The organism is Archangium sp., assembly GCF_036388035.1.
GTDB lineage: Bacteria > Myxococcota > Myxococcia > Myxococcales > Myxococcaceae > Archangium.
Map to the genome: position 1 here is coordinate 1 of NZ_DASVSO010000481.1, position 15,115 is coordinate 15,115.

Below are 15,115 nucleotides of genomic sequence, written 5' to 3' on the forward strand. Positions count from 1 at the left end.
TGGGCAACGCTGGCACTGGGTCCATGTTCCGAGCCAGCGCCCACCACGCCAGCTCAAGCACGAAACTCTTCCCCAGGCCGTTGTCACCGGTCAGCAGGTTGAGGCGCGGACCGAACGAGAACGAAAGCCGAGGGCTCGGCCCCACTTCCTCCAGCTTCAGCTCACCGAGCATCCGGGCTCCTCCTCGCGAGGCCAGCAAGCGACTCCTCTTATGTGAGTTCCCGCGCGCCCATCAAAAATAAAGCCGGCCTGGAGCCCCCGAGGAGTTCCAGGCCGGACGGAGTTGGTGCAACCGGAAGCCCGCGACTCAGGCCGCCGCGGGACGCGCGGCCACGGGGGCCTCGGCCGACTCGGTGGCGGCGGCGAGGGCCTCGGGCGAGCTGCCATCGGCGAACAGCGGGGCGCTCGGGCGGGACTTGGGCGGACGGCCCCGGCGCTTCGGCGCGGACTCGTCGTTCTGCGCGACGACCTCGGGGGCCACGCCGTCCGGACGCGCCAGCTTGCGCGCCGCGCGCGGCAGGCTGATGGCCTCCAGCTTCGTGCTCAGCGCCACGTCCTCCTCGGCGAACACGCGCGCGTACGCCAGCGCCCGCTGGCCCTTCTGCAGCAGCGCCTCCTGGCTCTCGCCCAGCGCCTGGCGCGCCGCCTCCAGCGCCGCCTGCGCCTGGGCCACCGCCTCGGCCTGCGCCTTCACCCGGGCCGCGGCCTCGTCCAACACCTCCGCGTCCACGTCCGGGAACTTCACCTCGGACAGGTCCGTGGAGAACACCTCGAGCAGTGCCCGCATCGCGGGCGAGATGGGATCGTTTTCGGTCGTGTCGAACATGGTCTGGGCTCCCCTCCAGCGAGCAGCGTGTCCCGCGTGGTGCCCACCATGTGCACAGATGTTCAGTGCCATTTCAAGGGGGTACGCCGCGGAGCCGATTTATCGGCCTCGCGCCGCGTTCACGTCCCGACGCCTCAGCGACGCCCGGCGGGGATGACTCCCCACATGGGGGTGGGGACCCCTACATCCGGAGTCCACCCGGGGACGGACCCCGAGGCTCAGTCCACGCGCACCAGCGACACGGTGCGCACGCCCTGGGCCGGGTCCACCTCCACGGCCAGGAAGTGCCGCCCCACGCCGTCGAACTGCTCGGGGATGGCGCCGCCGCCTCCCGAGATGAACGAGGGAATCCCCGCGTTGGAGAAGGAGTAGTACGAGTGCACGTGGCCGTAGAGCGTGAGGTCCATCCTCCCGCGCGCCAGCTTCGCCAGCAGGGCGGCCGCCTCGTTGCGGCTGGCGAAGGCCCCGTTGCGCACCCCGATGGGGTCCACGATGGGGATGTGCGTGCCCAGGATGTGCACCGCGTTCTGGCCCGCCTCCAGCCACCCGTCCAGCGCCTCCTCGGCCCTCGGGTCCAACGAGCCGTTGCCCGAGTCGATCATCGTGAAGTGCACGCCCTGGTAGGTGAAGTGCAGGTTGCCCCGGCCAAAGTACTCGAGGTAGCGCGGGTCGGGGTTGAGGAGCTCGTGGTTGCCCAGTGTGGCGAACAGGGGGATGCGCGACTCCTGCAGGCGCGACTGGAACTCCTCCAGCTGCTCCACGGTGCCCGTCTCCGTCAGGTCCCCCGAGAAGAAGATGAAGCGCAGCGTGGGGTCCGCGTTGATGCGCCGGTAGATGTCGCCCACGCGCGGCAGGGCCTCCTGCACGTCCGCGAGCGCGGCGAAGCGGAAGGGCGCCGACTGGTCCCACAGCGGAGGCGCCACCGTCAGCCGCGCCTCCGCGCCCGCCGGCAGCCGCACCTTCCACGTCTTCACCGTGGGCTGTAGCCCGGGCACTGCATCCACCACCTGCGGCTCATCGCCCACCATGGCGGTGAGCTCCGCGTCCGGCATGGCGTTGCGCACCACCACCGTCCAGGACTCGGTGGCCCCGGACGAGGCCAGCGCGCGCACATGAAACGCCGGCGCCGAGCCCCACAGCGTCAGCGTGCCCGGCTCCTGCTTGCGCACCGCCGCCAGCCCGTCCTCCACGGTGAAGGCCACCCCGCCCACCTCCGCCTGCCCCACCCGCAGTTCCTTCACCGCGCGCGTCTCCACCTGCTGCGCGCAGCCCCCGGCCAGCAGTGCGAGCACGACAACTCCCAGGCCCCTGTTCCTCACCGCACACCTCCCAGCGCGTAGACGAGCGACACCCGGCCCACCAGCGCCGAGCCCGCCTGCAGATCCGTGGACACGCCCCACCGCTCGGTGAGCAGGACGCGCCCGCGCAGCCCGAAGTACCCCAGCACGCCCCCGAACCGCCGGATGCCGCCCGGGAAGTCGTCCTTGCGGTGTTCGTAATAGAAGAGCGCCTCGCCCCGGAAGGGTCCGCCGCGCCCCAGGTACACGCCGTAGCCGAAGGTATAGAGGAGCGAGTCGAAGAGGCTGTCGTCCACCGGCCCCTCGTAGACGTAGCGCTGCATCGCCAGCCCCACGCCCAGCTCCGCGAAGGAGCCGGCCGTCCTCGGGCTGAAGCGCGCCATGTCGTAGCGGCCCCGGACGAAGAGCTCACCACCGGCCAGGGTGAAGCCCTCGGCGGGGTAGCGGTGCGCGAGCGCCGCTGCCTCCAGGTCCAGCGCCGAGCCATCCGCGCCCCCACGCGCCCCCTCGGGTGCACCCAGCAGCCGGTACGCCCCCCCCACGCGCACGCGCAGGTTGCCATCGTCCGGCGACAGCTTCGCCCCGGCCTCCAGACGCACACGCTCCAGCCGCGCCAGCGCGCCCAGGGACACGAAGTGCCGGTAGCTGAAGGTCCGGTCCGACACGTGCTGGTAGCCCAGCTCCAGCTCGAGCGGGGGCAGGCGCTGGGCCGCCACGCCCGGGGGGAACGCGGGCGCCACCGCGCCGTAGAGGTTGGACAGCGTGGAGATGGAGAAGAGGCCCACGCCCGTCATCGTCACCGCGTACAGCGGGCCGATGATGCGGCGCGAGGCCCCGGACAGGGCGATCGGCACCATGCCCGCCATCACCATCCCGAGGCCCGTGCCCTCCAGGAGGAACAGCCGCCCCGCCGTCCGGGTGTCCCCCGCCACGAGCGGCCCCAGTCCGTGCAGCAGCAGGCCGGGCCCCAGGGAGACGGCCGCGGGCAGCACGGTGAAGGCAGGCCGAGCCTCCAGCGTCCCAGCAGGCGGCGCGAGCCCCGCGCTCCCCTCCTGTCCGGGCGCCACCGGGGTGAGCCCGGCCGCGCTCGGCACGTCCGTGGGCCTGGCCTCCGTGACCGGCGGCGCCTCCGCCCGAGCCACCGCTCCGCCCGGCGACACCGCCAGGGCGAGCACCATCAGCCCCCAGGGGAGGCACCTGCGACTCCGCGCCATCATTGAAGCCCCTACCCTTCCAGGCGGTCCGGCCGTTCCACCCCCCGGGCTGCCCACCCGGCGCGTTTCAGGATAGAACGTTCCCTTCCAGATTCGCAGGCCACGCACCGTGTAGGTGCGTGGACCACCCCGGGAAAGACCCCCTCGGGACTTTTGACCGAAGCGGAGTATGCTCCGCTTCCCCCTTTCATCGCGACGCGCATCGTGGCCGCCAACGAAGCCCGGGAGTTTGGCAAGTACGAACTGGTCTCCAAGCTCGCCGCGGGCGGGATGGCGATCACCTTCCGTGCGCGCATGAAGGGCGCGGCGGGGGTGACCAAGCCGGTGGTCATCAAGCAGATCCTCCCCCACTTCGCCGACGACCCCGAGTTCGTGGAGATGTTCGTGAGCGAGGCGCGGGTAGCCGCGGGCCTCACGCACAGCAACATCGCCCAGGTCTTCGACTTCGGAGAGATCGACGGCCAGTTCTTCCTGGCCATGGAGTTCGTCCACGGCCAGCCGCTGTCCAAGCTGCTGCGCCGCGCGCAGAAGGCGGGGATGCCGGGGCTGCCGCTACCCCTGGCGCTGCACATCGCCAGCCAGATGTGCGACGGGCTGGACTACGCGCACCGGCACGTGGGCGAGGACGGCCAGCCCATGGGGCTCGTCCACCGGGACGTGTCGCCGGACAACGTGCTCATCTCCTACGAAGGCCAGGTCAAGGTCATCGACTTCGGCATCGCCAAGGCCACGAGCGTGGTGGAGGCGCGCACCTCGCCCGGCACCCTCAAGGGCAAGTACCCGTACTTCTCCACCGAGCAGGCCCGGGGCCAGCAGGACCTGGACGCGCGCTCGGACATCTTCGCCGTCGGCGTGGTGCTCTACGAGATGCTGTGCGGCCGGCGCCCCTACGAGGGCGAGCTCGCCGCCGTGCTGCCGCGCATCCTCGAGGGCGACTACGCGCGGCCCTCGGCTCTCAACCCCGCCATCTCCCCGGAGCTGGAGGCGGTGATGGGCAACGCGATGGCGTTGAATCGCGAGGCGCGCTACCCCACCGCCCAGGCCTTCTCCGAGGCGCTGCGCGAGCAGCTCTACTCGGCCAACCCGCGCTTCTCGCCCGTGCTGCTCGCGCAACTGCTGGGCCACCTCTTCGCCGAGGAGCTCACCGCCGAGGGGCGCCGGATTGAAGTGACGCCCGCCTTCATGGAGATGCTCGCCGCCTGGCAGGCGCAGCCCCTGGGCGAGCCCACCGGGGTGCGGGTGCGGCCCCCCACGGGCGGCAGTCGCCCCGGCCCCTCCACCAACTCCGGCCAGCGCTCCGTGTTGAGGACGCCGCCGGGCACGGGCGGCTCGAGCAGCCGCCCCGCCATCCCCCGTCCCGCCAGCCAGGGGAGTAGCGGGGGGGCGCGCTCGGCGAGCTCGGCCTCCGTGCGCCGGGTGACGTCGAACAACGGCATCCCGCGGGCCGTCGCCTCCGCCTCGCGCACCAGCGAGCGCGTCCCGGTGCCCGTCACCATGGTGGCCCCGCCGGATCCGACGGAGGAGCCCTCCACGACCGTGTCCAAGGCGGCGATCGCCGACGTGGAGCCCCCCCACGACACCCCCGTCGAGACGCCCGCCGTGCGCCCCTCGGGGATGTCCGAAGCCCTCCGTCCCCTGCGCGAGGCCCAGGCCCGCGAGGAGGCGGAGCGCGCCGAGCGGCGCCAGCGCCTGGTGATGCTCATCAGCGTGCCCCTCTTCGGCCTCGCGCTGCTGCTGGCGGGCCTCCACTTCCTCATGTCCGGCAGGAGCGAGGGGCCCCCCACGGGCTCGCTGTGGCTCACCTCCACGCCGCCCGGCGCCTCGGTGAAGATCAACGGCCGGGACGTGTCCGGCGTCACGCCGCTCGTCGTCCGGGGCGTCACCCTGGACGAGGCCAACACCCTCATCCTCACCCTGCCCGGCTACCGGCCGTGGACGAAGCGCTTCACGCCCACCAACGAGACCGAGCCGCCCATGCACGCGGAGCTCGAGCGGCTCGCGCCGGAGCCGCCGGCCACGCCACAGCCGGCCACGGCCACCGACACCCCCTCGGCCACGGCCGATGGGGGAACGCAGGCCGTGGCGGCCGCCCCCGAGTCGGGCCCCGCGGCGGTGGCCCCGGACCTCAAGTACAACGAGGTGACGTACCCGACGCGGCTCTTCGTCCTGCGTCCCAAGCACAACGCCGTCCCGCTGGAGAAGTACGGCACCGCCTCCATCGAGCTCAACCCCGGGGCGAGCTATTCCGTGAGCACCAGCGGCGGCGTCTCGCTCCAGGCGGGACGCGGCGGCTCCATGGGCACGGTCGCCTACTACGTCGAGGGTGACAACGTGCCCGCGGATGACTCCTTCGGCCTGCTCGGCGCGGGGGCTCGCACCATCAAGGGCGCGCGCCGGCTGCACGTCTTCCTGCTAGACGATGATCGCGAGGACAACAGCGGCACCCTGCGCGTCAACCTGCGCCAGTCCCAGTGGGTGCCCCCGCGCACGCTCGCCTTCGACGCCACCCAGGACGCACTGGTGCTCAAGCCCGAGCACCAGCACGTGCTGCGCGGGCTCAACCCGGACGCCATCTACCTGCTCACCGTGCGTGATGACTTCGCGGAGCTGCGCTCCGGGGCCCCGGGGCGTACACGTCGGGTGCTGTGCGCGGAGAGCAGCGAGAAGTCCGCCCGGCGCAACCACCGCCTGCTGGAGGCGGGCAAGCGCTACCAGCTCACCGGGGCGGACACCCTGCGCTGCACCTTCCCGGACAGCCGGGTGGAGGACAACGCCGGGGCGCTCGAGGTGGACATCGTCGACGTGACGGAGATGTCGCGCCGGGAGCGCGCGGCGGCCCTTCGCGGCGCCTCCCGTTGACCGGAGGACACTTCCCGGGATACGAAGGCATCCAGGCGGTCAGGCGTCAGGCGCCTCGACCGACCCACCCTTCAGTACTCTCCAGCCAGGCACCGGGCGCCTCCGGTTTCACGTCGGAGGCGATGCGTACCATGAGGGACGTAGGCCCACGCAGGTGGGTGGGGAATACAACAAGTTCCTTCCGTAAGGGTCACGGAGCGCCTCGCGCACTCCGGCTTAACAAGGACGGGAAAGGCACGTGGGCGCGGAGCCAATCTGGCACCGGGCCCACATGTCTTTTGCGGGTACGGGCCGAGCGGCCCGCGGCTCACATCTCCAGGACGGCCCGGTAGCGCAGGTCGCCGTGGTGCACGCGCTGGAGGGCGGTGTTGACGTCCGCCAGCTTGAAGAGCTCGGTGCGGGCGCGCACGCCGTGGCGGGCGGCCACCTGGAACATCTCGCGCAGCTGGTTGGGGCTGCCGGTGTTGCTGCCGCTCACCCGCTTGGAGCCCGAGATGAGGGAGAAGACGGGCAGTTGGATGGGCGAGGGCATGACACCCACGAAGCACAGGTGGCCGTGCGGGCGCAGGGCCGCCACGTAGTCCATCCACGGCAGATCCGCGGCCACGGTGGAGATGAGGAAGTCGAAGGAGCCCCGCAGCGCCTTGAGGGCGTCGGGATCGCGGGAGGCGACGAAGCGGTGGGCGCCCAGGGCGCGCGCATCGGCCTCCTTGTCGGGCGAGGTGGAGAAGGCCGTCACCTCGGCGCCCAGGGTACGGGCGAACTGGAGGGCGAGGTGGCCCAGCCCTCCCACGCCGATGACGCCCACGCGGGAGTGCGGGCCGATGCCCGCCTCCCTCAACGGACCGTAGACGGTGACGCCCCCACACAGGAGGGGCGCGGCGTCCCGCGAGGACAGGGCGTCGGGAATGGGGATGGCGAAACGAGCGCTCACGCGGATGCGATCCGCGAAGCCGCCGGGGCCCGCCAGGCAGGTGGGAAGGTAGCTGGCGCAGTGCTGCTCCTCGGCCTTGTCGCACCACTCGCAGGTGCCGCAGCACCCGGCCTGACACCCCACGCCCACGCGCTGGCCCGGCTTGAGGCCGCGCGCCGCGGGGCCCGCCTCCACCACGGTGCCGATGATCTCGTGTCCGGGCACCAGCGGGTAGCGGCTCATCCCCCAGTCGTTGTTCACCAGGTGCAGATCCGTGTGGCAGATGCCGCAGTGGGAGATGGCGATCTCCACATCACCGGGGCCGAGCGGCCTGGGCTCGTAGGAGTAGGGCACGAGCTTCTGGCCCACCTCGTGAGCGGCATAGCCATGGAACGTCGTCATGGTGGAAGTCCTCGCTGTCGGGCCTCCGGGAGGAGCGCTGCTCGGAGGCAGGGCGAGCATACGAGAGCGAGGCAGCTCAACCCAAACACGTCTCTTCAACTCCAAGAGAGCGAGAAAAATACAGAAGCCCCACCGACACACTGGTTGAAACCATACAAACTGCGTGTGTCCATGGGGCTCTGTGTAGGCCGGCGAGCCACTGCGCGTCACCGGCCCGGGCGTTTCCTAGGGAGCTGGGTCGCGGTCATAACGAGCGAGCAGCTCGTCGAGCGACCAGATGTAGACCCGGCGGAACGGGGTGAGCTCGCACTGTCGGTCGAAGGCTTTGACGATGGAGAGGTCGCCCAGACCACTCCCCTTCCCGCGAGAGTCGCTCCGCATCGCCCAGTCCGGAAACTCGCCCAGCCAACCAGCGAGCTCCTCGCGACTGAAGAGGGGCGTGGGAACGAAAGGAGACTGCCCCTGGAGCGCCATGCCGACCTGCGCCAGGAACCGCTCCGCGGTCTGCCGCCGCTGGCGCCCATCCCCGTTCTGCCCGATGTGATTCCCGGTCTCCAGGATGGTCGTCATGGGCAACAGCAGGGTCTCTTGCGCCTTCAGCTTGTCCGCGAGCTCGTCGACCATCTCCTTGTGGCGCCGGCTCATGTTCGGCACCGCAAGCAGCTCACAGAAGACGCTCGTGTCGATGAGGCAGACGCTCACGGCTCTCCCGCTGGGGACTGCAACATCTCCAGCACCTTCTGCGCCTGTGCGGCCTTCTCTTCGGGCCCCTTGGGAGACTTGAGGTAGCGCTCGAGAATGCCGCGCGTCACCAGCTGCCCCACCGGCCCCTGGGCCACCAGCTCCGGGTAGTCCTGGAGCTGGCTCAGGGGCATCAGCCGGCTATCCCCTTCCTTCGGGTCCCGGTAGCAAGCCACGACATCTGGAATGGCGTCGACGGGGATGGCATCGAGCAACGCGGGGTTGTGTGTGGTGAGCAGGACCCGAAGCTTCCGCTCCCGCGCCACGCGCTGGATGTTGTCGAGCAGCAACTTCGCCCGCGTCGGGTGGACGCCATTGTCGATCTCCTCGACGACGACCAGTGCCCCCTCGGGGACCGAGTGCAGGGCCGCGGCCACCGCGAGGACGCGCAGCGTGCCATCCGACAGGAGCGCGGCCTCGTACGTCTGCTCATTTCCACCAAAGCTCTCGGTGAGCTGGACCATGACCTCACCGCGAGGCCCCGAGAGGAAGGTCAGGTCGAGAATGTTCTGCTCGGGCAGGGAGCGAACGAACGCGAGCACCTCCGCCTTGCGCTGCTGCTTCTCACAAAGGTCGTAGAGCACCGCTGACAGATTCGAGCCATCACCCTGCAACGTGCGCTCCACGGTGAAACTGTAGTCGCGCATCCGGTGCGGCACGGGATCGAGAAAAAGAATGGACTCGAGCGCGGCTTGAATCTGTTTCGCCGCTCGAGGAATGAGTTCCTGCGCTTTCTTGTGCTCTTTCCCAAAGCGCGCGGGCGTCGTCAGCTGAGTGAAGAGCGCCTGCTGGCTGGTGCAGGTGATCACATTATCCAGCGCACCTTCACCAAAGGTGTTGTACGAGACGGAGAGAGTCCCACTGTAGGCGAAATCCTTTTCCGCCCATGACTCAGCATCCGATTCATACAAAAGGCCTTCAGGCCAATAGACCGAGGAGGTTGGGGGACCCTCCATGAGGCACGCCCACTCACCGAAGATTTGTAGGCCCTCTTCGGAAACACCGAAATGAACAAAGACACAGATATCGGGTCCCACATCGCTACCGATATAACCCGCGAGCGAGAAACCCGACTCACCGTCATGCGCCATCCGTGCAAATGGCCCACGCACGTCCAACTGCCGCTCTTTCAGAGCATAGACGATCTCCGAAAGCCGCCTCCCCCGAGCAAGCCATGAAAGCAACCGCAGTGCTTCCAACAGGTTGCTCTTTCCCGAAGCGTTGGAGCCAATCAGGACCGTCATCTCAGCAAGAGGAAGCGTCTCCTCGCCTCGATAGCTCTTGAAATTGTCCACCACCAAGGCGGTCAGCATCGAAGCCTCCCCATGACTCTCTCGAACCGCACGGCGTCTTCCGGGCCCCTCCCCCATAGGGAGAGGGGCTTCACAGGAAGAGTCGCCGGTCCGGGTACTGGCTCAGATGTCCAGGTTCTGCACGTCCAGCGCGTTGCGCTCGATGAACTCGCGCCGCGGCTCGACGGCCTCGCCCATGAGGAGCGAGAAGATGACGTTGCACTCCACCGCGTCCTCGATCTGCACCTGCAGGAGCGTGCGGGTGGCGGGGTTCATGGTGGTGTCCCAGAGCTGCTCCGGGTTCATCTCACCCAGCCCCTTGTAGCGCTGCAGGCCCAGCCCCTTCTGCGCGTCCTTGCGCACCACGGCCAGCACCTCCTGCACCGACAGCGCCATCACCTCGCCATCGCCCACCTTCACCCGGTAGGGCGCCTTGCCCAGGGCGGCGAACGCGTTGCGCAGCTCCAACAGCTCCACGTACTCGGGCGAGGAGAGGAAGCCGTGGTCGAACACCGACTGGCGCAGGCCACCGTTGATGTCTGTCTTCACCACCAGCTTGCGCGTGTGGTGCTCCGGATCCACCGGGTAGGCCACCTCGAAGCGGCCGAGCGTGTCCGGCATGCGGGCCTTGAGGTAGGCCACCATCTTCTCCACCTGCTCGCGCAGCGCGGCCTCGTCGGTCAGCGTGCCCTCGCGCACCTCGGCCGCCTGCACCAGCGCGTCGATCACCCGCGCGTCCCGCCGCGTCCCCAGCTTCTCCAGACGCTCCTCGTAGGCAATCACCTTCTCGAGCAGCCCGCGCAGCTCCGAGCCACCGATCTCCACGCCAGAGGCCACCACGCGCGAGTGCTCGGAGGCGGCCCGCAGCAGGTAGTCGTTCAGCGCCCGCTCGTCCTTCACGTACAGGTCCTTCTTGTTGCGCGTGACTTTGTAGAGCGGAGGCTGCGCGATGTAGAGGTAGCCGTTCTGGATGAGCTCCGGCATCTGCCGGTAGAAGAACGTGAGCAGCAGCGTGCGGATGTGGCTGCCGTCCACGTCGGCGTCCGTCATCAGGATGATGCGGTGGTAGCGCGCCTTCTCCGGGTTGTAGTCCTCGCGACCAATCCCCGTGCCCAGCGCGGTAATCAACGTCACGATCTCCGCGCTCGTGAGCATCTTCTCGAAGCGCGCCTTCTCGACGTTCAGAATCTTGCCGCGCAGCGGGAGGATGGCCTGGTTGCGCCGGTCCCGGCCCTGCTTGGCCGAGCCGCCTGCGGAGTCACCCTCGACGATGTACAGCTCGCTCTCGGCGGGGTCCCGGCTCTGGCAGTCGGCGAGCTTGCCCGGCAGCGAGCCGCCATCCAGCACGCCCTTGCGGCGCACCGTCTCACGCGCCTTGCGCGCGGCGATGCGGGCCCGCGTGGCATCGCCAATCTTGGCGACGATCTTCTTGCTGACGACCGGGTTCTCCTCGAGGAAGGTGCCGAGCTGGTCGTTCACCATCTGCTCGACGAGGCCCTTGATCTCGCTGTTGCCCAGCTTCGTCTTCGTCTGGCCCTCGAACTGGGGGTTGGACAGCTTGACGGAGATGACGGCGGAGAGCCCCTCGCGCGCGTCCTCGCCCGTGGGCGTCTCCTTCAAGTCCTTCCACTGTCCGCTCTTCTCGGCGTAGCTGTTGAGCGTGCGCGTGAGCGCCGCCTTGAAGCCAGACAGGTGGCTGCCACCCTCGTGCGTGTTGATGTTGTTGGCGAAGGTGTAGATGCTCTCGTCGTAGCCATCGTTCCACTGCATGGCGATCTCCAGCGACACGCCCTCCTTCTCCGTGCGGAAGTGGATGGGCTTGTCGTAGAGCGCCTGCTTGGCCTGGTTGATGTACTCGACGAAGGAGACGATGCCGCCGTCGAACTTGAAGTCGTGCTCCTTGCCGACGCGCATGTCGCGGATGACGATGCGCAGGCCGGCATTGAGGAACGCCAGCTCGCGCATGCGCTGGCTGAGCGTGTCGAAGTTGAAGTCCGCCGTCTCCATGACGGTGTTGTCGGGCTTGAACCAGATGAGCGTGCCGCGCTTGTCCGTCTCGCCCACGGCCACCGGCGGGCCGTCGGACACGCCGCGCGCGTACGACTGCTCGTACACCTTGCCGTTGCGCTGCACGCGCACCTTGAACCACTCGGAGAGGAAGTTCACGCAGGTGACGCCCACGCCGTGCAGGCCGCCGGACACCTTGTAGGCGCCGTTGCCGAACTTGCTGCCAGCGTGCAGCTCGGTGAGCACCACCTCGAGCGTGTCCTTGCCCTTGAACTTGGGATCCGGGTGCTGACCCACGGGGATGCCGCGGCCGTTGTCCTGCACGGACAGCGAGCCATCCACGTGGATGACCACCTCGATGTCGGTGCAGTAGCCGGCCAGGGCCTCATCCACCGAGTTGTCCACCACCTCGTAGACGAGCTTGTGCAGCCCGTACGTCATGGTGTCGCCGATGTACATACCCGGGCGCTTGCGGACGGCCTCACGGCCCTCCAGCTTGGTAATGGCCTCGGTCCCATACTCCACGGGCGTCGGCGCCAGGGCGGCACCGGTGGCGGGGGTGTTTTCCATTCGCGAAAAATCCTCGGAAGACGCTGGGGGAGGAACCCGGTGTGCCTATCACCTCGAGGCACCCCGGACAAGATAAGTGAGAACACGCAAGGCTGCGGAAAGATTCACGAAACGGCCCGCGTGACCCACCACGACGCTATGCGTCAAAACGCGGGGGAGGCTTCCTTTCTTCCAGGGCGCTCGCCAGCTCGCCAAAGGCCGTCTTCGAGGGGAAGAGATGCCGCGTCACCAGCACCCGGCCGCCCTCGTCCAGGAAGAGGCCGAGTACGTCTCCCCCGCGTCCGAAACGGCGCACGGAGTCGATCTGCCCCCAGGACAGCTGCAGGTGGCTGCCGGTGAAGGGCCGGGCCAGCTCGACGCCCCGTGGACTGAGTGTAACGCCCCAGCCGGGGCGCGGCCGCAGCCGATGCCAGGCATAGACGAACGCGAACATCAGCCCGCCGGTGAGGCCCGCCCGGGCCACCGCCAGGGGCGCGTTGTGCGTGGACCGGGCATCCGCCAGGGCCCAGGCGCTGAGGACGGCGAGCACGCACGCCCCCACGAAGAGGGCACGGCGCGTCGGACGGGGATCGAAGGCGTAGAAGCGAGGCTCCATACGAGCCCACCCACCCTAGCCTCCTGTCGACCCGACCGGGGATTTTCCGTGTATGGGCTGGCTCGTCATGACGGACGCTGAACTCAGCGCGCGCCTTCGCGCCAACATCCTCGACTTCAAGGCCCTCCAGGCCCGCACCAGCTCGCTGCGCATGCTGGATCTGCCCGGGGTGCGCGCCTTCGCCCTCCCTGGCTCCCACGACACCCTCTTCCAGCAGCAGGTGCTGTACGAGAACGCCCCCGCGCTCGCCGAGGCCCTCGCGCCGCTGGAGGCGTGGTACCGGGAGCATCAGGTCCCCGCCTGGCGCGTGCCCGTCCTTCCCGGGGACCTGGCCGCGGAGGCCGTGCTGGCCCGCTTTGGCCACCGCCCCGAGGACTTCATTCCCGCCATGGGCATCGCCCTGACGCACCCGCCGCCCCAGCTTCCCCCGGGCATCACCCTGGAGCACCCGGAGGATCTGGACGAGGTGTTGGCGCTCAACGGGCTCGCCTATGGCCCGCACCACGTCGGCTTCTTCCAGTCCTGGCGCACCCGGCCGCTGCCCTCCCCCCAGCTCCACGCCGTGCTGCTGCGCGAGGCGGGCCGCGCGCTCGCCGGGGGTGTCTCCTTCGAGCAGGAGGACCTCGCGGGCATCTACCTCGTGGCCACCCACCCCGACGCGCGCCGCCGGGGCCTGGGCGCGCTGGTGATGCACGCGCTGCACGCGGACGCGCGGGCCCGAGGCCGCGCCTTCGCCGTCCTCCAGGCCTCGGACATGGGCCACCCGCTGTACCTGCGGCTGGGCTACCGGGACGTGGCCTCGTGGCGCAACTGGGTGCGCCGCGCCGGCTGAGGACTCACTCGCGCAGCAGGTGCTGGCCCACCGTGTCCACCAGCACCTCCACGTCCACCGGCTTGCGCAGGTAGGCCCGCGCGCCCACCTCCTGGGCCACGTTCGCGGTGCCCGCCGAGGCGGAGAAGATGACCACGGGAATCCCCTTCCACTCGGGCACCGCGTGCATCTCCTGGGCGAAGCCCTGCCCGTCCAGCACCGGCATCATCATGTCCAGCAGCACCAGCCCGGGCAGCGGCCGGGTGCGCGCGAGCACCTCCAGCGCCTCGCGGCCATTGCAGGCCCCCACCACGCTGAAGCCCGCGTCGCGCAGCACCTCCTCGAGCGCCTCGCGCAGGTCCGTGTCGTCATCCACCACCAGCAGGGGGCGCGTCATGCACGATCCTCCGCCGCCCGCGCCGGCGCACCGAGGGGCAGCTCCAGGGTGAAGCGGGAGCCCCCGCCGGGACGCTGCTCGGCCCACACGCGGCCCCCATGTGCCTCGGCCGCCCGGCGCGCCAGGTACAGCCCCAGCCCCAGCCCGCCATAGGAGCGCGAGGACACCGCCCGCCCGAAGCGCTCGAAGATGCGCTCGAGCTGCTCCTTCGGGATGCCGATGCCCTGGTCCTCCACCACCAGCCGCGCCACCTTCCCGTCCGACGCCACCCGCACCTCCACCGGCTGGTGCGCGCCGAACTTCAGGGCGTTGGAGATGAGGCTGGCCACCGCCTGCTCCACCCGCATCCGGTCCCACTGGCTGACGATGCCCGAGCCCAGGTCCACCCGCAGCGGGCTGCCCACGGACTGGGCCTCCGCCTCGAAGCGCTCGAGCACCTCGCCCACCAGTGCCCCCAGGTCCACCTCCTCCGGGGAGAAGGGCAGCTCGCCGGTGGACAGGCGCGACACGTCCAGCAGCGTCTCCACCAGCGTCCCCAGGCGCCGCACCTGGCGCAGGCCCCGCTCCAGCCGCTCCACCAGGTCCGAGGACGTCTCGCGCCGCGCCCGCTGCACCAGGGTGCTGAGCTGCAGGCTCAGGGTGGTGAGCGGGGTGCGCAGCTCGTGGGCGGCCACGGCGAGGAACTCGTCGCGCAGGAGGATGGCCTGCTGGGACTCCTGGAAGAGGCGCGCGTTCTCCAGCGCGAGGGCGGCCCGGCGCGCCAGCTCCTGGGAGACGTCCAGGTCCCCGGAGGAAAAGCGCATGCGGCCCTGGGTGGTGCCGAGCGACATCACCCCGAGCCGCCCCGTGCGGCCCACCAGGGGCACGTGGATGACGGAGCGCAGCCCCAGGGCGAGCATCCGGCGCAGGTGCTCCGGAGAGCGCGCCAGCGCCGCCAGCCGGTTCTCCGTCACATCCGTCACGAGCTGCGTCTCGCAGTTGCGCCACGACCACGCCGGGCCCGAGGGGGCGCTCGGATCCAACGGGAAGAGCCGATCCGACTCGAAGCCCCACTCCACCAGCTCGGGGTCCTCGTGCGCCAGCGCCGCCACCCGCAGGCCCCTGCCATCATCCGAGTAGTAAATGGCGCTCCAGTCCGCCAGCTCCGGCACCGACAGGCGCGCCACCCGGTCCAGCAGCTCCTGCAGGTC

12 protein-coding genes are annotated in these 15,115 nt (G+C 69.8%); 2 read left to right on the forward strand and 10 right to left on the reverse strand.

Annotated elements, in window-relative coordinates; translation table 11 throughout:
• Window positions 1-307: 307 nt before the first annotated feature.
• The 3 genes from VF697_RS19440 to VF697_RS19450 form a co-directional block, all read right to left on the reverse strand.
• Entirely contained in the window at window positions 308-826 is a 519-nt protein-coding gene (locus tag VF697_RS19440; protein WP_331097137.1) for a hypothetical protein, read from the reverse strand.
• A gap of 218 nt (window positions 827-1,044) precedes the next feature.
• Window positions 1,045-2,118 carry a metallophosphoesterase gene (locus tag VF697_RS19445; protein WP_331097139.1) on the reverse strand — a complete coding sequence of 358 codons (1,074 nt, stop codon included), beginning with the start codon at window positions 2,116-2,118 and terminating at the stop codon, window positions 1,045-1,047.
• A gap of 23 nt (window positions 2,119-2,141) precedes the next feature.
• A complete protein-coding gene (locus VF697_RS19450; protein ID WP_331097141.1) occupies window positions 2,142-3,341 on the reverse strand; it encodes a hypothetical protein in 1,200 nt (399 codons plus the stop codon).
• 201 nt (window positions 3,342-3,542) lie between these two features.
• Here VF697_RS19450 and VF697_RS19455 point away from each other — a divergent pair, with 201 nt between their 5' ends.
• Window positions 3,543-6,197, forward strand: coding sequence for a serine/threonine-protein kinase (locus VF697_RS19455; RefSeq protein ID WP_331097143.1), 2,655 nt, complete (start codon window positions 3,543-3,545; stop codon window positions 6,195-6,197).
• A 307-nt stretch (window positions 6,198-6,504) separates the two neighbouring features.
• Here the strand turns inward: VF697_RS19455 and VF697_RS19460 are convergent, their stop codons facing one another.
• The 5 genes from VF697_RS19460 to VF697_RS19480 form a co-directional block, all read right to left on the reverse strand.
• Entirely contained in the window at window positions 6,505-7,512 is a 1,008-nt protein-coding gene (locus VF697_RS19460) for an NAD(P)-dependent alcohol dehydrogenase (RefSeq protein WP_331097145.1), read from the reverse strand.
• 225 nt (window positions 7,513-7,737) lie between these two features.
• Entirely contained in the window at window positions 7,738-8,214 is a 477-nt protein-coding gene (locus VF697_RS19465) for a hypothetical protein (RefSeq protein ID WP_331097147.1), read from the reverse strand.
• On the reverse strand, window positions 8,211-9,566 hold the full coding sequence (locus VF697_RS19470; protein WP_331097149.1) for an ATP-binding protein: 1,356 nt from the start codon (window positions 9,564-9,566) through the stop codon (window positions 8,211-8,213). The genes VF697_RS19465 and VF697_RS19470 overlap by 4 nt, the downstream gene beginning before the upstream one ends.
• A gap of 102 nt (window positions 9,567-9,668) precedes the next feature.
• On the reverse strand, window positions 9,669-12,122 hold the full coding sequence (gene gyrB / locus VF697_RS19475; protein ID WP_331097151.1) for a DNA topoisomerase (ATP-hydrolyzing) subunit B: 2,454 nt from the start codon (window positions 12,120-12,122) through the stop codon (window positions 9,669-9,671).
• A gap of 136 nt (window positions 12,123-12,258) precedes the next feature.
• A complete protein-coding gene (locus VF697_RS19480) occupies window positions 12,259-12,717 on the reverse strand; it encodes a hypothetical protein (RefSeq protein WP_331097153.1) in 459 nt (152 codons plus the stop codon).
• 52 nt (window positions 12,718-12,769) lie between these two features.
• On the opposite strand from VF697_RS19480, the gene VF697_RS19485 reads away from it, so the two are divergent.
• On the forward strand, window positions 12,770-13,549 hold the full coding sequence (locus VF697_RS19485; RefSeq protein WP_331097155.1) for a GNAT family N-acetyltransferase: 780 nt from the start codon (window positions 12,770-12,772) through the stop codon (window positions 13,547-13,549).
• 4 nt (window positions 13,550-13,553) lie between these two features.
• Here the strand turns inward: VF697_RS19485 and VF697_RS19490 are convergent, their stop codons facing one another.
• Together VF697_RS19490 and VF697_RS19495 are read right to left on the reverse strand one after the other, a co-directional pair.
• Complete coding sequence (locus tag VF697_RS19490) at window positions 13,554-13,925, reverse strand: response regulator (RefSeq protein ID WP_331097157.1); 372 nt, start codon at window positions 13,923-13,925, stop codon at window positions 13,554-13,556.
• Window positions 13,922-15,115: GAF domain-containing sensor histidine kinase (locus tag VF697_RS19495; protein WP_331097159.1), on the reverse strand; the 1,194-nt coding region annotated here is incomplete at its 5' end. The genes VF697_RS19495 and VF697_RS19490, both read right to left, overlap by 4 nt.